The 20,266-nt window shown below is 33.7% G+C and carries 18 protein-coding genes; 9 read left to right on the top strand and 9 right to left on the bottom strand.

Annotated elements, in window-relative coordinates; genetic code table 11:
• Positions 1–183 precede the first annotated feature (183 nt).
• Positions 184–1,488 (top strand): dipeptidase, encoded by a 1,305-nt coding sequence (locus tag DFQ11_RS06170; protein WP_110475000.1) that lies wholly within the window; start codon positions 184–186, stop codon positions 1,486–1,488.
• Between the two features lie 83 nt (positions 1,489–1,571).
• Here the strand turns inward: DFQ11_RS06170 and DFQ11_RS06165 are convergent, their stop codons facing one another.
• A complete protein-coding gene (locus tag DFQ11_RS06165; RefSeq protein ID WP_110474999.1) occupies positions 1,572–3,572 on the bottom strand; it encodes an alpha-ketoacid dehydrogenase subunit alpha/beta in 2,001 nt (666 codons plus the stop codon).
• A 147-nt stretch (positions 3,573–3,719) separates the two neighbouring features.
• On the opposite strand from DFQ11_RS06165, the gene DFQ11_RS06160 reads away from it, so the two are divergent.
• From DFQ11_RS06160 to DFQ11_RS06140, 5 genes are all read left to right on the top strand, one after another.
• Complete coding sequence (locus DFQ11_RS06160) at positions 3,720–4,670, top strand: isopenicillin N synthase family dioxygenase (RefSeq protein WP_110474998.1); 951 nt, start codon at positions 3,720–3,722, stop codon at positions 4,668–4,670.
• 80 nt (positions 4,671–4,750) lie between these two features.
• Complete coding sequence (locus tag DFQ11_RS06155) at positions 4,751–5,080, top strand: translation initiation factor (protein WP_110474997.1); 330 nt, start codon at positions 4,751–4,753, stop codon at positions 5,078–5,080.
• 5 nt (positions 5,081–5,085) lie between these two features.
• Positions 5,086–6,027 carry a DUF1835 domain-containing protein gene (locus DFQ11_RS06150; protein ID WP_110474996.1) on the top strand — a complete coding sequence of 314 codons (942 nt, stop codon included), beginning with the start codon at positions 5,086–5,088 and terminating at the stop codon, positions 6,025–6,027.
• Complete coding sequence (locus DFQ11_RS06145; protein ID WP_110474995.1) at positions 6,017–6,889, top strand: nucleoside phosphorylase; 873 nt, start codon at positions 6,017–6,019, stop codon at positions 6,887–6,889. Before DFQ11_RS06150 ends, DFQ11_RS06145 begins: the two co-directional genes overlap by 11 nt.
• A 61-nt stretch (positions 6,890–6,950) precedes the next feature.
• Positions 6,951–7,805 (top strand): substrate-binding domain-containing protein, encoded by an 855-nt coding sequence (locus DFQ11_RS06140; RefSeq protein WP_110474994.1) that lies wholly within the window; start codon positions 6,951–6,953, stop codon positions 7,803–7,805.
• A gap of 347 nt (positions 7,806–8,152) precedes the next feature.
• On the opposite strand, the gene DFQ11_RS06135 is transcribed toward DFQ11_RS06140, so the two are convergent.
• The gene (locus DFQ11_RS06135; RefSeq protein ID WP_110474993.1) at positions 8,153–8,827 is read right to left on the bottom strand and encodes a uracil-DNA glycosylase; all 675 of its coding nucleotides are present in this window, start codon (positions 8,825–8,827) and stop codon (positions 8,153–8,155) included.
• Positions 8,828–8,883: 56 nt separating this feature from the next.
• On the opposite strand from DFQ11_RS06135, the gene DFQ11_RS06130 reads away from it, so the two are divergent.
• The 3 genes from DFQ11_RS06130 to DFQ11_RS06120 are packed head-to-tail and all read left to right on the top strand — an operon-like array spanning position 8,884 to position 13,066.
• Entirely contained in the window at positions 8,884–10,377 is a 1,494-nt protein-coding gene (locus DFQ11_RS06130; RefSeq protein WP_110474992.1) for a YfcC family protein, read from the top strand.
• Between the two features lie 47 nt (positions 10,378–10,424).
• A complete protein-coding gene (locus tag DFQ11_RS06125) occupies positions 10,425–12,593 on the top strand; it encodes an endonuclease MutS2 (RefSeq protein WP_110474991.1) in 2,169 nt (722 codons plus the stop codon).
• Between the two features lie 53 nt (positions 12,594–12,646).
• On the top strand, positions 12,647–13,066 hold the full coding sequence (locus tag DFQ11_RS06120) for a thiol-disulfide oxidoreductase DCC family protein (RefSeq protein WP_110474990.1): 420 nt from the start codon (positions 12,647–12,649) through the stop codon (positions 13,064–13,066).
• Positions 13,067–13,398: 332 nt separating this feature from the next.
• Here DFQ11_RS06120 and DFQ11_RS06115 read toward each other — a convergent pair whose 3' ends face one another.
• The 7 genes from DFQ11_RS06115 to aroC form a co-directional block, all read right to left on the bottom strand.
• Positions 13,399–14,559 carry a flavohemoglobin expression-modulating QEGLA motif protein gene (locus DFQ11_RS06115; protein WP_110474989.1) on the bottom strand — a complete coding sequence of 387 codons (1,161 nt, stop codon included), beginning with the start codon at positions 14,557–14,559 and terminating at the stop codon, positions 13,399–13,401.
• Positions 14,559–15,389 (bottom strand): N-formylglutamate amidohydrolase, encoded by an 831-nt coding sequence (locus tag DFQ11_RS06110; RefSeq protein ID WP_110474988.1) that lies wholly within the window; start codon positions 15,387–15,389, stop codon positions 14,559–14,561. The genes DFQ11_RS06115 and DFQ11_RS06110 overlap by 1 nt, the downstream gene beginning before the upstream one ends.
• Entirely contained in the window at positions 15,390–15,725 is a 336-nt protein-coding gene (locus tag DFQ11_RS06105; protein ID WP_110474987.1) for a hypothetical protein, read from the bottom strand.
• A 3-nt stretch (positions 15,726–15,728) separates the two neighbouring features.
• Complete coding sequence (locus DFQ11_RS06100) at positions 15,729–16,541, bottom strand: sulfurtransferase (protein ID WP_110474986.1); 813 nt, start codon at positions 16,539–16,541, stop codon at positions 15,729–15,731.
• Between the two features lie 2 nt (positions 16,542–16,543).
• A complete protein-coding gene (gshB, locus tag DFQ11_RS06095) occupies positions 16,544–17,581 on the bottom strand; it encodes a glutathione synthase (RefSeq protein ID WP_110474985.1) in 1,038 nt (345 codons plus the stop codon).
• 65 nt (positions 17,582–17,646) lie between these two features.
• Positions 17,647–19,092: a dicarboxylate/amino acid:cation symporter gene (locus DFQ11_RS06090; RefSeq protein WP_110474984.1), complete on the bottom strand. Its 1,446-nt coding sequence runs from the start codon at positions 19,090–19,092 to the stop codon at positions 17,647–17,649.
• Between the two features lie 94 nt (positions 19,093–19,186).
• Positions 19,187–20,257, bottom strand: a complete 1,071-nt coding sequence (gene aroC, locus DFQ11_RS06085) for a chorismate synthase (protein ID WP_110474983.1) — start codon at positions 20,255–20,257, stop codon at positions 19,187–19,189.
• Between the last annotated feature and the right edge of the window lie 9 nt (positions 20,258–20,266).

Genomic DNA, 20,266 nt, shown 5'->3' with positions numbered 1-20,266 from the left:
GTTAGTTTTTGAGTTCTTAAAAATAAGAATTAATGACAGAGAATCATTTTTTATTTTATTTCTAAAAAAGAAACAGACGCTAAAATTCAATTTTATCCGATAAAGAGTAAAACTTTAATCTAAAATTTACAATTTTTGTTTTGAAGTTTTATTCTATCTATTTTTAAAAAAAACATAATAAATATGCATTATAAATCTTTACTCTATTTAGGACTATTTCTAATCCTTTTTTTGAATTGTAAATCAGAAAAGCCATCTGAAGAGGATCAACTTTTAGCTAAGGCTAAAGCCATTCATGATCGTGTTCTCACGTTAGACACACATTGTGATATTAATGTTGCTAACTTCACAGACTCTATAAATTACACTCAAGACTTAGATACTCAGATAACTTTACCTAAAATGAAGGCTGGCGGATTAGACGTCGCTTGGTTTATTGTATATACAGGGCAGGATTCGTTAAATGAAACTGGTTACAAGAAAGCTTACGAAAATGCGATGTCTAAATTTAATGCCATTCATAAACTTGTCGATGATATTGCTCCAGAAGAAATTGAGTTAGCTGTGACTTCAGAAGAAGTTAGAAAAATTGCAGCTAAAGGAAAAAAAGTGGCGATGATCGGAATTGAAAATGGCTACCCAGTAGGATTAGATATTACTAATGTTGAAAAGTTTTATAATCTCGGGGCACGTTATATGTCTTTATCTCATAATGGTCATAGTCAGCTTTGTGACAGTAATACTGGCGAAAGTGATGATGTATGGCTTCATAATGGATTAAGTGACTTAGGAAAACAAGTGGTTGTTGAAATGAACCGATTGGGAATGATGATAGATGTGTCGCACCCATCAAAAGAAGCAATGAAACAAATGATTGAATTATCTAAAGCACCAATTATTGCTTCTCATTCTTCAGCAAGAGCACTATGTAATCACAGTCGAAATTTAGACGATGAGCAATTGGAATGGATGAAAGAAAATGGCGGAGTCGTACAAACCGTTGCCTTTAGATCGTATTTAAATACTGAAAAAAATGAAGCTAGAACCGAAGCGTTAAAAGATGTCGAAAAGACAGTAATGGATTCTTTAGGCTCAAAATGGATGAGTATTTCTGAAATACGTCAGTTACCTAAAGGCGAAGAGCGTGACTCTTATATTGACACGTATAGAACAATGAAAAAGATAGTTAAGGAAAAAGCAAAAACTATGACGGATTTACCACCTGATGTTGCTGTTACAGATTTTGTAGACCATATTGATTACTTGGTAGAAAAATTGGGCTTAAATCATGTTGGTATTAGTAGTGACTTTGATGGTGGAGGTGGAATTGAAGGTTGGTCTGACGCTTCAGAAACGTTTAATGTGACTTTAGAGTTGGTAAAACGAGGTTATACCGAAGAAGAAATAGAGAAGTTATGGAGTGGCAATTTGCTAAGAGTATTAGATGAAGTTGAAGCTGTCGCTAAGCAAATTCAATCTGAAGCTTAACCTATAGAATATTTAAAATATAAAAAGCCAGCATTTGCTGGCTTTTCTATTTCAATATTATAAAGAATTTAAAAGATTTCTATTTAATAAGATAGTAAGGCCTTTAAAGCACCTTCAAACTTTCCTTTGGCTAAGTATTGTTCTTCTAATTGTCCAATGAATGGTATTGGTGTTTCCATACTAGCGACGCGTTTCACAGGCGCATCCAAATATTCAAAACACTGTTCCATTAACATTGCAGAAAGATCACTCGCTATTCCGCCAAACATAGAATCTTCTTGTAATATTATGGCTCGTCCTGTTTTCTTTACAGAATTTAGAATAGTTTCCTTGTCTAAAGGTTGAAGTGTTCTTAAATCGATTAAATCAGCTGAAATATCTTGATTGTTATTTAAAGTTTCTAAAGCCCAATGTACTCCAGCTCCATAAGTGATTATTGTTACAGCGTCTCCTTCTTTTAAAAGAGCCGCTTTACCAAAAGGAATTGTATAATAATTTGTTGGAACCTCCTGACGTATACTTCTATATAATGCCTTGTGCTCAAAATATAACACTGGGTTTGGATCGTTAATAGCTGTAGCTAAAAGTCCCTTAGCATCATATGGGAATGCTGGATAAACGACTTTTAAACCTGGGGTTTTCGTAAACCAAGCTTCATTGGTTTGTGAATGAAATGGGCCTGCAGCAACTCCTGCTCCACATGGCATACGAACAACCACATCTGCTTCTTGTCCCCATCTATAATGTGATTTCGCTAGATAGTTCACTACAGGATTAAATCCTGAGGTCACAAAATCTGCAAATTGCATTTCAACTACAGACTTAATTCCTGAAATAGATAGTCCCATGGCTGTTTCAACAATTGCCGATTCACAAATTGGAGTATTCCTAACTCTGTCTTTTCCGAACGCTTCAACAAAGCCATCTGTGATTTTAAAAACACCTCCATACTCAGCAATGTCTTGACCCATTATAACAAGATCTTTATGCTTCTCCATGGATTGCTTTAATCCTTCAGAGATAGCGTCTATTAAACGAAGTTCTTTCGTCTCTGTATTAGGTGTGAAATCTGTATATTCAAATGGTTTGTAAACGTCATTTAATTCAGTTGTTTCGTTAGGAACAATATCTTGTTCTGCGTAAGCTGACTCTAAAGCAGTATCAATTTCGACCTTTATCTTAGCTTTATAAGCTTCATCTGTTTCGATATTTAAAACCTTTTTACTTAAAAGAAAACTTCTGAAGTTGTCTATAGGGTCTTTTTCCTCCCACTCATCCATCAAGTCTTGAGGAACATATTTTGTTCCACTCGCTTCTTCATGTCCTCTACGTCTAAACGTTTTAAATTCAATTAAAATAGGTCGAGGGCGCTTTCTGATACTTTCAGCTAGTTTCTGAACCTTAGTATAAGTCTCGATAATATTATTTCCATCTAAAATAAATGATTCCATACCATAACCTTTACCTCTATCTGCTAGGTGCTTACAATTATATTGCTCGCTAGTTGGTGTAGAAAGTCCATATCCGTTATTTTCAATACAGAATATAACTGGCAGCTGCCAAACAGAAGCTACGTTTAAAGCTTCGTGAAAATCACCTTCACTAGTACCTCCTTCTCCAGAAAATACTGCGGTAACATTTTTATTTTCTTTTAAAAGGTTTGCTAAGGCTATACCATCTGCAACTCCTAATTGTGGTCCGAGATGTGAAATCATTCCAACAATATTGAATTCTTGAGTTCCAAAGTGAAACGAACGATCTCTACCTTTAGTAAATCCACTCGCTTTTCCTTGCCATTGGCAAAAAAGACGATGCAACGGAATCTCTCTAGTCGTAAACACACCAAGGTTACGGTGCATTGGCAAGATGTATTCGTCAGGTTTTAATGCCATAGTTACTCCAACTGAAATAGCTTCTTGGCCTATTCCTGAGAACCATTTTGAGATTTTACCTTGACGTAATAAAATGAGCATCTTCTCTTCTATTAGTCTAGGTTTTAGCATATTATAATAAAGCTCTAAAAGAGTTTTATCACTTAAATTTCTTTTATCGTAAGCTATATTGCTTTTTGTAATAGTAGGCATAGAATATGATTTCTGTAAGTACCCAAATGTATATAAAATTGCATGAATAAACCATTATAGAGTTTAAATTGTCAATAATTTCAACCTAATTTTTTAGCACTATAATTGTTACCTTTGTATATTGACGAAAATAAAAATTCTAATACAATGGATAAAATACCTAGCGTAGATTTAAAGGATTTCATTTCTGGAGATCCAAAACGAAAGCAAAAATTTATTGATGAAATAGGGAGAGCTTATGAAGAGATAGGATTTGTAGCTTTAAAAGGACATTTTCTTGATGATGCCTTAGTGGATAAATTATATAGCGAAGTCAAGAATTTTTTTAATTTACCATTAGATGTAAAGAAAAGTTACGAAATTCCAGGGATTGGAGGTCAACGTGGTTATGTTTCATTTGGAAAAGAAAGTGCAAAAGGTAAAAAGGAAGGTGATTTAAAAGAGTTTTGGCATTTTGGACAATATGTTGAAGATGATGAAGAGAGACGAAAGGAATACCCGGAAAATGTTCAAGTTAAAGAGTTGCCTGCGTTTAATAAAGTAGGAAAAGAAACCTATCAAATGCTAGAGAAAACGGCAAAATACGTCTTGCGTGCTTTGGCCCTTTATTTGAATTTAGAAGAAACTTATTTCGATAATTATATTCATAATGGTAATTCTATTTTAAGACCAATTCATTATCCACCAATCACTGAGGAGCCTAAAAATGCAGTAAGAGCTGCAGCACATGGCGACATTAATTTAATTACATTACTTATGGGGGCTCAAGGGCGTGGCTTACAAGTTCAACGTCACGATGGCGAATGGATAGATGCTATTGCAGAACCTGATGAATTAATGATTAATGTTGGTGATATGTTATCAAGACATTCAAATAACAAATTAAAATCAACCATTCATCGTGTTATTAATCCACCTAGGGAACTTTGGGGAACATCGCGCTACTCTATTCCATTTTTTATGCACCCTATCAGTGAAATGAAATTAGATGTATTAGAAAGTTGTATCGATGAAGATAACCCTAAGCAGTTTGACGATATCACCGCAGGCGAATTTTTAAACGAACGTTTAGTAGAATTAGGACTGATTAAAAAATAGATTTTAGTAGACCGATAACTTTTAATTTACCATTCTAAATTATTAGCTATTCCCATCAACTGTGATTCTAAACAAAACCTATGGATTTACAAGATCAATTAAAAAACTTATTTCCAGACCATACACCAGAACCTGAAGAGTCTAATGAATCTTCTAACGAAAGTATTTGGTTACAAGATGATCCGATACTTTGTAAGTACGAGAAACGAAAAGGAAAACCTATAACGATTCTAGAAGGTTATACAGGGGCTTCCGAAGATTTTAAAAAATTAGCAAAGGATATAAAAACAACCCTTAGTGTTGGCGGAAGTTTTAAAGATGATAAAATTATTATTCAAGGTGATTTTCGTGATAAAATCATGACTATTTTAAAAGACAAAGGATTTAATGTTAAACGTGTTGGTGGTTAAATTATATGGCTAAAAACTGTTTACATATAACTAATGGTAGTCATCTTACTAACTATTTAAGAGAATTAAATTTCAAGGAAGATATCTTTACTTGGCAAGAAATGTTATGTGAAGGCCCCACTATTGCACATATTAACTCTAAAGCGTTTTTTTATACAAGAGTTCGGTTTCTTAAAGCTTATTATGATATAGAAGTTGATAATAAGGAATTTCGAACTGAATTGTCAATGCTAGATAATATTGATGAATACTCGGAAATCAATTTATGGTTTGAGTATGATTTATTTTGTCATATTAATTTGTTAGGCGTTATAAATTTATTACATCAGAAAGAAATTGATAAGCCGCTTTATTTAATTTGTAGTGGACGTGTAAAAGGTGAAAAGAACTTTAAAGCATTAAGTGAATTAAGCCCAGAGCAACTAAAAACACATTATTCAGAAAAAGTTCTATTAACTAAAGAAGACATTGATTTAGCCATCATGCTTTGGAGAACATATTGCGGTAAGGATCACAATATTTTAAAACCTTATATAGTCACAAAGTCGAATTTTAAATATATGGGCAGTTGCTTGAAAGCGCATTTAAAGCGTTTTCCAGATCAGAAAAGTGGACTTGGAGCACTTGAAACGAATGCCTTAAAAATTATTAAAGAAAATAAAGTAAAATCTGAAAATCATTTGTTGGGCTATTGTTTAAACTACCAAGGATATTATGGGTATAGTGATATGCAATTAGCGCGAATGATAAAAAGTCTATCCATTTTTTACGACATATCAGAAGAAGGATTATCACTTAATAGAAAAGGACACGAGGCCTTATTAAAACAACATAATTTTGCTGCAGAAATTAATAATCATATGGATTATGGAGGTGTAAAACGTTTAGATTATCAATTTAGCGAAGAGCAAAATAAATTAATTAAAACCGTACCTAATGCCAATTAAAGATTCAGAACTTATATTAAATCCCGATGGTAGTGTTTATCACTTAAATTTAAAGCCAGAAAATATATCGGATACCATCATTTTTGTTGGAGACCAAGATCGGGTTGAAAAAATCACTAAACATTTTGATAGTATCGAATTTAGTACTCAAAAACGTGAATTTAAGACACAAACAGGATATTATAAAGACAAGCGATTAACCGTAATTTCTACAGGTATTGGTCCAGATAATATCGACATTGTTTTAAACGAGCTTGATGCTTTAGTTAATATTGACTTAAAAACACGGGAAATAAAGCCAAAATTATCAAGTTTAAATATTGTTAGAGTTGGTACATCAGGTTCTTTACAAAGTGATATTCCTGTAGATGGTTTTGTGTTGAGTTCTCATGCCTTAGATATTAATGGTATGCTTCACTTCTATCAAATTGATGCTATATCCAATCCTGAAATAGAAGATGAATTTATTAAGCATACCAATTGGGATAAGAATAAGGCACGTCCTATTATTATTGAGAATAGTAAATATTTAGAAAAGTACTTTGAAAGCGACACTATGTATAAAGGAATGACGGGCACAGCTGGTGGTTTTTATGGTCCTCAAGGCCGTGTCCTGCGCTTAGCTTTACATGATGCTAATCTCAATCGTAAGTTGGATAACTTTAGCTATAAAGATTTTAGGATTACTAATTTTGAAATGGAAACTTCTGTAATCTACGGACTTTCAAAACTATTGGGGCATGAAGCCGTGTCGTTAAATGCGATTATTGCGAATAGAGCAAATGGAACTTTTAGTAAAGATCCAAAAAAATTGGTTGAAAACTTAATCACTTATGCATTAGACCGTATTGTGAATATTTAGAAAAACTCATATTTGGAGTTAGAATTATAATAAAAGAAAGAGCCACTATTGTGGAATTAAGATGAAACAAGTTAATATTGGTGGAGTACCAGAACACTTTAACCTTGGATGGTATTTAGCGCTTAAAAACGGTGAATTTAAAGACGAAAACATTAATCTAAGATGGCACGATTACCATGGTGGTACAGGTGCTATGTCTAAGGCCTTGCGTTCTGGTGAAATTGATATGGCCGTTATTCTAACAGAAGGCATTGTAAAGGATATCATCGAGGGAAACCCGTCTAAAATCGTTCAAACCTTTGTAGAGACACCTCTAATTTGGGGAATTCATGTTGCAGCGCATTCTAATTTTAAGTCCATTAAGGATCTTAAAGGAACTAAAGCCGCGATTAGCAGATATGGCTCTGGTTCACATTTAATGGCCTATATTAATGCTAAGAATAATGATTGGGATCTTGATAAAGACTTACACTTTGAGGTTATAAAGAACTTAGATGGAGCTGTTGAAGGATTAACAGAAGGTAAAGCTGATTATTTTATGTGGGAAAAATTTATGACAAAACCCTTAGTTGATAAAGGCACCTTTAGACGAATTGGCAATTGCCCATCCCCTTGGCCGTGTTTTGTGATTGCTGTACGACAAGAATTCATAGATAATAATAAAGCCGAATTGAAAACGATTTTAGATATCATTAATCAGACAACATCGGATTTTAAATCAATACCAAGTATTGATAAAACAATAGCAAATCGTTATGAACAGGAATTGGAAGATGTGCGCGAATGGTTATCGTTAACTGAATGGTCGCAAGATGTGATGGATGAAAAGACAATTCAGAATGTCCAAAACCAACTTTATTACTTGAATATTATACCTAAAAAAGTAAATTATTCAAATTTAATTTACAAGGTCTAACTAGACTTAAGTATATGGGTTTTTAAGTGACTAACTTTATATTGGAAAAAACAGTAAATCATCAATTTATTTGAGATAAGATCAAATTACTTTCGCTCATTTAGAATTAATTACGGGACTATTTGTCCATATTTTTGAGGTATTTCATAAATTTAATTACATTTGCATTAACCAAGTCTTATAATCTACTTATTAAATACACAAACAGAAAAATATGATACTAAATATTATATTCATATTAGCCGCATTAGTTGCACTTAATTTTCTGTTGTTAATATTTAGCTGTAATCGAACTTCTAAAACTGATACTACTAAAGCTTCAGTCCCAATTTTAAAGAAAGAAGAACCTAAGGTAATTTCCAATCAATTGCCGAAACACCAACTTGCTCCAACTGGGAGTTAATCTTACTGAAATGTTTATTTCCAAACCAATATCCTCTATTAGCACTTAATGGAGATGGGTGTCCACTTTCAAAAATAGTATGTTTAGAAGTGTCAATGAGCTTTCTTTTCTTTTTAGCATAGCCTCCCCAATGAATAAATATCACATTCTCTTTTTCTGAACTTATTGTTTTTATTACCGAATCAGTGAATTGTTCCCATCCTTTTTTTTGATGAGAACCTGCTTCGTGTGCTCTAACAGTTAAGGTTGCATTTAACAGCAATACGCCTTGGTCTGCCCAAGGTGTTAAGTTTCCACTTTTTGGATATGGGATTCCTAGGTCGGTCTCCATCTCTTTAAAAATATTTATTAAAGAAGGTGGGTGAGCTATTCCGTCATTTACCGAAAAACATAAACCATTTGCTTGACCCACGCCATGATAAGGATCTTGCCCTATAATAACGACTTTTACATCATCAAAAGCACAGTGATTAAAGGCATTAAATATGTCAGTTTTTTTGGGGAAACAGGTGTGATTTTCATATTCCTCTGCTATATTTTTCAATAAATCTTGAAAGTATGATTTTTCAAATTCAGTATTAAGATACGTCTTCCAGCTATGCTCTATTTTTATAGTCATATTTTTAAATTAAATTAAAATCAATTAATGTTACCTTTGCCGCCAAATTTATAGCAATGAAAAATCTAAAATTTCCTTCGGCACAAACTATTCTATTTATTATCGCAGGACTGGTTACGCTTTTAACATGGTTTGTTCCAGCAGGAAAATACGACACCTTAAGTTACGATTCATCCACAGACAAATTTACACGTTTGAGTTTAGATATCGAAACAACATTACCAGCATCACAAGCATCTTTAGATGAATTAAATATTAAAATACCAATTGAAAAATTTACGAATGGAGATATTTACAAACCCATAAATATTCCAGCGACATACCACCAATTAGAGTCAAAACCACAAAGTTTTTTCGACTTTGTAAAATCACCAATTAAAGGAATTATTGAAGCTGCTGATATTATATTCCTTGTATTAATTATTGGTGGATTAATTGGTGTTTTAAATCGTTCTGGAGCTTTCGATGCGGCTATTGCACAACTGGCCGAAGCATTAAAAGGTAGAGAGGCCATTCTTATTGTTTTGGTAACTACTTTAGTTGCTTTGGGTGGAACTACGTTTGGATTTGCAGAAGAAACTATTGCCTTCTACCCTATTCTAATTCCTGTATTTATTGCGGCTAGATATGATGCCATAGTTGCTATTGCTTGTATTTTTCTTGGTTCTTCAATAGGGACCATGTGTTCAACCATAAACCCATTTTCTACCATTATTGCAAGTGATGCGGCTGGTATTAGTTGGACAACAGGTTTAGTTGGTCGTGTTTTTATGTTCTTTTTATGCTTAACCATAACCATTCTTTATATTATTCGTTATGCTAAACGCATTCAAAACGACCCTAGTAAATCGTTAATTTACGATCAGCGCGACGAAATTTCTAAGATGTTTTCAACTAAAGACACTTCAAATATTGATTTCAATTGGAGGTTGAAATTAGCATTATTAGTGTTCACTAGCTGTTTTGTCCTTATGATTATTGGCGTTTCAATTTTAGATTGGTGGTTTGTAGAAATGACCACGGTGTTTTTAATAGGTGCGATTATTATTGGGATTATCGTTCAAATTAGTGAAATGGATTTTATAGATACTTTCGTTAAAGGCGCTGGTGACTTATTAGGTGTCGCTCTTATAATTGGTATAGCTAGAGGCGTTACTGTACTGATGACCGAAGGCCTTTTAAGTGATACTTTGTTATATTATGCTTCAGATTTAACAACAGGGATGAACAAAGGAATTTTTGCAGGTGCATTAACTATGATATACTCTGGTTTATCATTCTTTATCCCAAGTTCGTCAGGTATGGCGGTTTTGACTATGCCAATTATGGCACCTTTAGCAGATACTGTAGGTGTTGGCCGTGAAATTGTTGTGAACACTTACCAATATGGATTAGGTCTTTTTGCACTATTGAATCCTACAGGGCTTATATTAGCCTCTTTAGCGGTAGCAAGAATAAATTTTAGCAAATGGCTAAAGTTTATACTTCCTTTATTCATCATACTTATAATTGTTACATTAATAGTATTAGCGATTTCATCATATCTATAAGACATTAAATGTCTTAAATTTGCAATTGCATATTCAAGGATTATTAAATGATAAACATTCATGAAAAAACCTTAAATGACCTCGAGTTTTTTACGGTTTTAAATCAAGTTGGCGACCATACATTAACAGCTTTAGGGAAAGAAGTGGTGCTGTCTATTCTTCCTTTTAAAGATGAAGCACAATTATTGCGCGAACTTATTTACGTGAACGAATATTTGTCATCTTATGAAAATGATAATAGAATTCCGAATCACGGATTCGATACCATCGCTAAAGAATTAAAACTTTTAAAGATAGAAAACACCTATCTCGAAGTTTTTAGTTTAAAGAAATTAGTGAGTATCTCACTTACAGTTAATTCGATATTAAAGTTTTTAGAAAAGTTTAAAGAATACTATCCAAAATTATATGAGTTTAGTAATCATATAAAAGTCACTACGGCCATCATTGAACAAGTAGATGCTATTGTAGATCGGTTTGGCGATATAAAAGATGATGCTTCTCCTCTACTTTCAGAAATCCGAAAATCAATTAGTTTACTCAAAGGTAAAATTAACAGCAGCTTTGCTTCAGCATTAAACACGTATCACAACTTAGATTATTTAGATGATATAAGAGAGTCTGTAGTAGATAACAAACGGGTTCTTGCTGTAAAGGCAATGTACCGTCGCAAAGTTAAAGGAGCCATAATGGGTGGAAGTAAAACAGGTAGCATAGTTTATATCGAACCTGAAACCACATTACAGCATACAAGAGAACTTAATAATTTAGAATACGAAGAGAAGGAAGAAATCATTAAGATTCTTAAAGAGTTAACAGACTTTATTCGAGGGTTCTTACCACTGCTAAGAGATTATCAAGAGTTTTTAACTCAGATGGATGTAATTTCTGCAAAAGCGAAATATGCGCAAAGTATGAATGCCATATTGCCAGAAATATCTAAAGAGCGCAAAATGGACTTACGAGATGCTTATCATCCTCTACTCTATTTAACAAACAAAGAAAAAGGAGCAAAAACATTTCCTCAGACTATCGGTTTGGAAAAAGATAGTCGGATCATTGTAATTTCAGGCCCGAATGCGGGAGGTAAAAGTATTACTCTAAAGACGGTTGGTTTATTACAAGTGATGTTACAAAGTGGGATGTTAATTCCGGTTCACGAACGCAGTTATGTCTGTTTATTTGAAAGAGTTCTTAGTGATATTGGAGATAATCAGTCCATAGAAAATCACTTGAGTACATATAGCTACCGACTCAAGCAGATGAATTATTTTCTTAGAAAATGTAATAGTAAAACACTTTTTTTAATTGATGAATTTGGTACGGGTAGTGATCCTGAATTAGGTGGCGCATTAGCTGAAACATTTTTAGAGGTATTTTATGAACGAGAGGCATTCGGCATTATAACCACACATTACTCTAATCTTAAATTGTTAGCCAATGAACTGCCGTATATGGAAAATGCTAACATGCTTTTTAATGAAAAAACATTAGAGCCAATGTACAAATTGATGATTGGTCAAGCTGGTAGTTCATTCACTTTTGAAGTGGCACAGAAAAATGGAATTCCATATAGTTTAATCAACAAATCAAAAAAGAAAATTGAACGCGGTAAAGTTCGATTTGATGCAACCATAGCTAAACTTCAAAAAGAAAGAAGCAAGCTGGAACGGACAGAACGATCTCTCAAAGAAAATGAAAAGAAAAAGATAACTGAAGCAGATAAACTGGAAGAAATCAATGCTAAGGTTCAAAAAAAATTAGAGAGTTTTCAAGAACTATACGATTCTAATCAACGATTGATTTATTTAGGACAAAAGGTAAACGATATTTCAGAGAAGTATTTTGAAAATAAAAAGAAGCGTGAGATGATGGCTGAATTATTTAAGCTAGTTCAGATTGAAAACTCAAAACGAAAGAAAGTACCTGCGAAACAGAAGCGCGCTGAAAAAGCTAAGGAAAAACAAATAAAACTAGAAGCGGAAAAGAAAGTTGATGTTATCCGTAAAAAGAAAAAAGAAGCCAAGAAGAAAGAAGTCAAGGTTGAAAAGCCTAAACCTATTATAAAAGTTGGTGATCGAGTGAGAATGCAAGATGGACGAGCAATTGGAACTATAGATGTGATTGAAAAGAAGAAAGCTATTGTGAATTACGGCATGTTTACGACTAACGTTAATTTAGATCTTCTAGAATTGGTGGAAGCTAAAAAGAACTAATTAAGTCTATAAATTAGTGAAGTCTGATAATTAGACCTTAACTTTAAAACCTCATGCTGAATATTCCAAAAGACAAACAACTGATTCTCTTCGATGGTGTATGCAATCTATGCAACAGCAGCGTTCTTTATGTGATTAAACGAGATAAAAAGGATAAATTTTTATTTGCACCTCTTCAAAGTGATATTGGAAAGTCGGTCATAAAGATATTCAAAATAAATACCGTTGAAACCGATTCCATTCTTCTCTACAATCCAAAAACTAATAGTTTAAATACTAAATCTACAGCGGCATTATTGATTGCTAAACATTTAGGGTTTCCCACTAATGTATTAACAGTTTTCTTATTAACACCAACTTTCATCAGAAACTGGGTTTATAATATTATAGCTAAAAACAGATATAAATGGTTTGGAAAAAAAGAATCTTGTATGATACCAACTCCCGAATTGCAATCTAAGTTTATAGCATAAAAAAGCCCTTTCTAAGCAATTAAAAGGGCTTTTCTTAGTTTACATCTTAACTTAAACTAATCTAAAAAAAAAATAATTCCTCATTGAGGGATATAATGAGTTGATTAATAGCATATTATTTTGATATTGTAAATATATAACCAAATCTAATAAGTGAATGATATACTCGATTAAAGTCAGCAATTATTTGTTCAAACAATTAAACCTGCAAATTATATCTATCAATTACATGAAGTCCTCTTAGTTAATATGTTAGAAGTAAGATCTTCTAATCCCACTCAACAACCGTTTAATATACACAGGTTGTGAAGTCGATTTAGTTTTGAGGTTTTTTATTTTAAACTCTTCAGTATAAAATCAAAGTTTGGATTACTATTATCATTCTGGTGATAGGCATCCGTATAATGTTTCGGCGGCATGGCCAAACCTAATTCTTGCATCTTTTTAATGGTAGGAATGTATTCTTGGCTAACTTTTCCAGTTAATAAAACCCCTAAATCATTTCCTTCCTGTGCATATTTATAAATATTACTCAGGCCAGATAAGTATAAATGATCTTTTGTAAAGCCTCCTCCTCTATGAACTCTAATGGTAATCGCAAATGCTTTATCTCTATCTAACTTATGCTGATTATGCAATAAGTGAAAGGTGTCAGAGAAATTATAACCTTTGCTTAAACTATCTGCAGCAATTACTCTAAACGCTAATTCCTTAAGTCGCTCAATGGTTAAGCAACCGCTCATATATTCTGAATAAACGGCTAATCCTTCTTGTGTTTCAACATTATTAGGTAACCCATTAGAAAACACATGAAGTGGATGTGATTTTCCATTAAAAGTCGTTACCATATGAACACCGATTTCGTGATTGCTCAGAACCTTCAGCTGATTTAAACTGTATTTATGACTCTTTTTTAAGACTAAAGTCTGGGTATGATTAAGGACCATCGCAGCGGCCGATAAATTATTGGAAATTCTAATCGTATAGTCAAAATCATATCGTTTTGAGTAGTCTTCAAAATAGCTTTTCGCTTCTAAGGCGTCAAATTTGGGAACTAAATCTTCATTGAGTTCCGAATCGTCAAAACGCAGGATAAATTTAGCATTTTCAAGAGCATTTTCAGTTGGAGTTCCAAAACTCTTCAAACTATTATAATAGAACTTTCTACCCTTACCGATGGTTTCAATACACTCTATTAATCCGGAATATTCATAGATAATATCTTTGTACAACTTCCTAATATCGTCATCTTTAATCCGCTCTAAACGTTGAGAAAAAAATAAACGATGAAGCTTATATCCATTAAATTTTTTCTTCGGATATTTAAATTCTGGCTCGTAATTGTATTTGGCCGAATAGAATCTCTTCTTTTCTGCAGCTGCGTTAAGAGGATTAATATAATTCAGTAATTCGATATTTTTAACCAAGCGATTAAGATTGGAATCGATATCGAATAAATCTTGATATTCTTCTTTAATTTGAGCTTCGGACATTATTTTTTGAATGTATTATAAAACGATTGAGCGTGTTTTGGCAATTCAATTTTTAGTTGCTGTTCTACAGCTGAAACCACTTCAGGATAAATAATCTGATGATATTCATCGCAATAGACTTTCGCAATTTCAGTGGCTAAAACTAAAGTGTTTTTAAAATTATTGGTAATATATTTTAGAAAATAACCAACGCCTTGAAAGGTGTCATTAACTTTAGCCGTCTGTTTAATCCCATGTGGTAACTCAATATTTGCTAGTGTTTGTCTCCAAGCTTCAACTTGATTTCCAAAACGATTACTATCTATATTAGATGTTCCTAAGTTCCAAGTTGGTACTTCTCTATCCCAACGCTGCCAATTGTAGCTGTGCATGTCGTAAACTATACAAGTCCCAAACTTATCTTCTAATTTTGAAATTAAAGCATGAACGATCTTGTAAAAGTTGGTATGCTTTTCTAAGCTCTTTTCCTTTTCGCTTTTTGGTAAAGGCTTTTTCCATAACTGTTTTCCCCATGCTGTTTCAAAAACGGCTTCCTCAGGCGTGCGATTTAAATCATATTCAAATCGAGAATCGCAACCTGCAATTAGTATAGGATGAGAAATAACCATGTTTTTAGTCTCAGGATCTTCTTCATACCAACGATCATATTCGGAATGTAAACAGTTGTCCCAAAGATCCTTTCTAAATTGATGTCCGTCATGAACTGCTGCACAGGCATAAGGGACATACGATTCAATTTTTAAGGTGAACGAGTAATTTTCCGCAACAGCGTGAAACGTTTCTTCCGAATTGATTTTTGAAATTATATCTTGAATAGAAAGTCTTTCCATTTATACTGTTTTGAATAAGCGCTTGAGCGACTTTAACATAATTCGTTCCGTGATGTCAAAGTCATCATCAATGAAAAACATAGCCTTAATATCTTCTAATAATAGATCAATATCTTCCTTATCGTAATTATGCTGTTCTAAGCTAATCATAATTTTTTTTAGCCCTTGATAGTCATTATCAAGTTTGAATTCTTCATGAATTTCGTTAAATGTTTGCTTATCTACTTTAGAGATAATAAAATCACGTTCTTCAGCAGACTCTTTGAAATCGGCATTGGCTGCATAAAGTAAAATGTAAGCGACGAGTTCATCTTTCGTCCAGTCGATAGTTTTCATAGGTTAATCAGTTAAACTTCCATATTCTGTCCACGATCCATCATAGACAATTAAATTTTTATAATTGCAAAGTGTGGCTGCTAAAGCTAGAACACAGGCTGTAATTCCCGAACCACAACTAAAAATCAAAGTTTGTTCTTGTGCGACTAAGTTTTTAAAAAATAGTGATAATTCTTCAACAGGTTTCATTGTATTTCCGTCGAATAAATCTGTAAAAGGTAAGTTTTTTGAATTCGGAATAGTTCCTCGACGTAATCCTTCTCGAGGTTCGTCTACCAAACATTTGAAGCGTGATTCAGAACGCGCATCAATAATTAAAGCTTTTTTGTTTTCTGAAAATTGATTAACGCCTTCAAAATCTGTCATTAAATTGGGATTGAATTTGGCTTCAAAATCCCCTTTCTTTAGTTGTTCTTTTGAGTAGTTCTCTGTTGGTAATCCATGATGAATCCATTCGGGTAAACCACCATCTAAAACGGCAACTTTTTCAAATCCAAATACTTTAAATAACCACCAAGCTCTTGCACTTGAGTAAATGCCTTTATCATCATAAACGACTAGAATAGAATCTTTGTTGATACCTAAATTTTGAGCTTCAGTTTGAAACTGCTCTACTGAAGGTAAAGTACTTGGGAATGGTGCAGATGTATCGCTAAACTTTTGTTTAATATCGAAAAAACGAGCCTTAGGAATTCTTGACGAAGAAGAGTCAACAACTTTGTTTATCGTAGAATCTAGGACGATTAAACCTGTTGCGTTTCTGTTGGCATTAAGCCAATCTACAGAAACTAAGTTAGAATTTAAATTTGTTTTCATTTTCAAGCTTCATCAACAGCTTTTCTCAATCTTGTACGTCTATCAAAAGCTTGAAGTTGATCGATCACCTTACTTTCTAAAAAGTCGATGACCTTCTCTTCTACTCTTACTTTATTCTTATAGACTTTATTAATATAGGTAATTCCACCAGGTGACATCACGTTAACTTCCACCAGTTTTCCACCAATCACATCAATTCCTACGAAGTATAATCCATCTTTAACTAGTTTTGGACCAATTTGCTTACACAATGCTTTTTCGGCCTTTGTTAAAGTATGTTTAGCTATACTTCCTCCAGCTGAAACATTAGATCGATGATCATCAGAACCAGGAATACGTTTCATAGCACCAACCGGTTCACCATTCAACATTAAAATTCGAACATCGCCTTGATCTGCGCCTTCGATATAATCTTGAAGAATCACATAGTTAGATGTGCCATCTCCTGAAGAAATATAGAAGTCTAAAAGCGAGTTAATATTGTTCATAGCTGATTTTTCAATCAAAATTACTCCAGAACCACCATAACCATTTAATGGTTTTAATATCATCTTATCAGCCTTAGATTCTTTGATCTGCTGAATTAAGTATTTTTTGTTTTTAGACACATGTGTATTCGGAATAATATTACTGTGTCTATCGCCAAATGCAGCTGTATAAAGTTTGTTGTTAGCCTCACGCATGCCTTCTAAGGAGTTGACTATAAAGACATCATCCTTAACGGAATCCAAGAAGTTAAGCATTATGGGATCTAATGGAGGATTTGCTCTAAAGAAAATAGCATCGAAACCCGCCAGTGGTAACATTTCCTCTCGCAATTTCACTTTGCTATAAAAACCTTTTAAGGTTGATGGTACTTTGTCCATTCTACCTACAACATTACAGAACGCGTTTGTAACACTATCTCTTATGGTAAGATTAGCCGGAGTACACATGGCGACTCCATGTCCACGTTTAGCACACTCTTTAATTAAGGCTAAACTTGTATCATTTTCAGGATCTATTTCATCCCAAGGGTACATTATAAAACAAACATTCATGCGTTAAGGTTTAATTGTTTCTTTAAAGTTAAAAATATTTTCTCATTAATTAGCAATTGCGTGATTTATGAGTCTAAATCAAAGGTCTCTGTTGGATTTTCGTGTTCTTTATAATCCAAGAGATTTTCTCCATCTGCAATGATAGAACAAACTGTAGCATCCCCTGTAACATTTACAACCGTTCTAAACATGTCTAAAATTCTGTCAACCGGAAAAATAATAGCTATCCAAGCAGGATTAAGACCCACAGAACTAAGAACTATAATTAACATGACTAATCCGGCACTAGGCACCGCTGCCGAACCAATAGATGCTAAAGTGGCTGTTAAAACAACAGTTATTTGTTGACCAATAGTTAGGTCTATCATGTGCATTTGTGCTAAAAACACCACAGCTATGGCTTGATACATACTCGTTCCATCCATATTTACGGTGGCACCAATAGGTAAAACAAAACTACTCACTTTCTTATCCACACCTAAGTTTTGCTCTACACACTCCATGGTTACAGGAAGTGTTGCAGCACTACTCGATGTAGAAAATGCTAGCGTTTGCGCTGGACTCATGGCTTTAAAGAAGCCTTTGTAAGATATTTTTTTGACGAACAATTTTAATACTGCCGGATAAACCACAAAAATCATTAATAGCAAGCCTAATAATACGGTCAGAGAATACCAACTTAAGCCTTTAAAGATTTCTAGTACCTTACCAATGTCATTACCTGCCATTTTACTTACTACTCCCGCTAACAGAGCGAATACAAAAAATGGTGCAGCCTGCATTACAATGTCCACCATTTTTAAAAACACTTCATTGACACCATCTACTAATTTTAAAACGGGATGTGATTTTTCTGAAGGAATAAATAAGAGACAAACACCAAAGAATACCGCGAAAAATATGATTTGCAACATTAAACCATTATCGGAAAGTGAATGAAAAAAGTTACTAGGAACAATGTCTACTAAAGGCTGTAAAGGTGAGGTTTCTTTTCGTTTTTTTACCGTTTCCATTTTATCTTGTACTGCGGCTTCTTGAAGTTCACTATTCGATAATTCTGAAATTTCTTGAGCACGCTCCATAAATTCTGGTTGCTGAAGATAATTGATGCCATCTTTTATCACATGTCCTTCATCATCTGCCCAAATTTCATAGCTTATTCTGTTGTCTATTCTGCTTTGTTCATCGATAAGTTCTCCTGGCTTAATAAAATTAACCAAGACTAAGCCTAGAGAGATAGCCATAATGGTTGTGAGTAAATAAATACCTAAAGTTTTACCACCCATTCTACCTAAACTCTTAGGATCACCAATATTTGCAACACCTCCAATAATTGAAAACAACACTAATGGAACTGCTATTAACTTCAACAAATTTATAAATATAGTTCCAAATGGATCAATCCAATTAATAGTAAATTCACTCCATCCCATTGAGCTAGAAACTAAAGCCCAAATGATTCCGAGTACCATTCCTATAATAATCTTCCAGTGTAATGCTATTTTCTTCATATGTTATTCTCGTTAAAACAAGAAAGTTTTTAATTAATTATTAGTGTTTTGTAAAATAAATACTTTTGAGTTTAACCTATAATCAATATTCTAATTACCAATTTTGAGTCTCTTGTCTACGCAAGAGTGTAAAGTCTGCTAAAACTAGTGCTGCCATAGCTTCTACTATAGGAACAGCTCTTGGGACTACACATGGATCATGTCTTCCTTTTCCTTGCATTTCTACTAATTCACCGGAGCTATTTAATGCTTCTTGCTTTTGAAGAACAGTAGCTACAGGTTTAAAAGCCACTCTAAAGTAAATGTCCATGCCGTTAGAAATCCCTCCCTGAATGCCTCCCGATAAGTTGGTTTTCGTGGTTCCATTGACATTGAACAAATCGTTGTGCTCACTACCTTTCATTTTCGCTCCACAAAACCCACTTCCATATTCAAACCCTTTAACGGCGTTGATAGATAGCATTGCTTTTCCAAGCTCGGCATGAAGTTTATCAAACACCGGTTCTCCCAATCCTACAGGAACATTTTGAATAACGCATGTAACAGTTCCTCCTATAGTGTCTCCTTGTTTTTTAATCTCTTCAACCTTAGCGATCATTTTTGCGGCTGTCGCTTCATCCGGACAACGAATGACATTGGATTCTGTTTTGCTAAAATCTAGTTCTTGGTAAGGTTTATCAATAAAAATTTCACCTACTGAAGAGGTGAACGCATTTATTTTAATGTTAGAAAGGAATTGTTTAGCAATGGCTCCTGCAACGACTCGAGTTGCTGTTTCGCGTGCAGAACTTCGTCCTCCTCCTCTATAATCTCTGATGCCATACTTTTTTTCATAAGTATAATCAGCATGGCTTGGACGGTAAACATCTTTGATATGAGAATAGTCTTTTGGTTTTTGATTGGTGTTTTTAATCACAAAACCTATTGGAGTACCTGTTGTAACTCCTTCAAATATACCAGAATAGAACTCTACGAGATCCGATTCTTTTCTCTGTGTAACGATTTTAGATTGACCTGGTTTTCTTCGGTCTAATTCATTTTGAATTTCTTCAAAATCGAGTTTTAGTCCTGAAGGACAACCGTCGATAACTCCACCAATCGCAACTCCATGAGATTCTCCAAAAGTGGTCAGTTTGAATAATTTTCCGTAAGAATTTCCAGCCATTAAGGTTTA

The sequence above is a fragment of the Winogradskyella epiphytica genome, assembly GCF_003217215.1.
Taxonomy (GTDB): Bacteria; Bacteroidota; Bacteroidia; order Flavobacteriales; family Flavobacteriaceae; genus Winogradskyella; species Winogradskyella epiphytica.
Note: the sequence above shows the minus strand (reverse complement) of the source record. Positions and strands in the feature narration are given on the sequence as shown.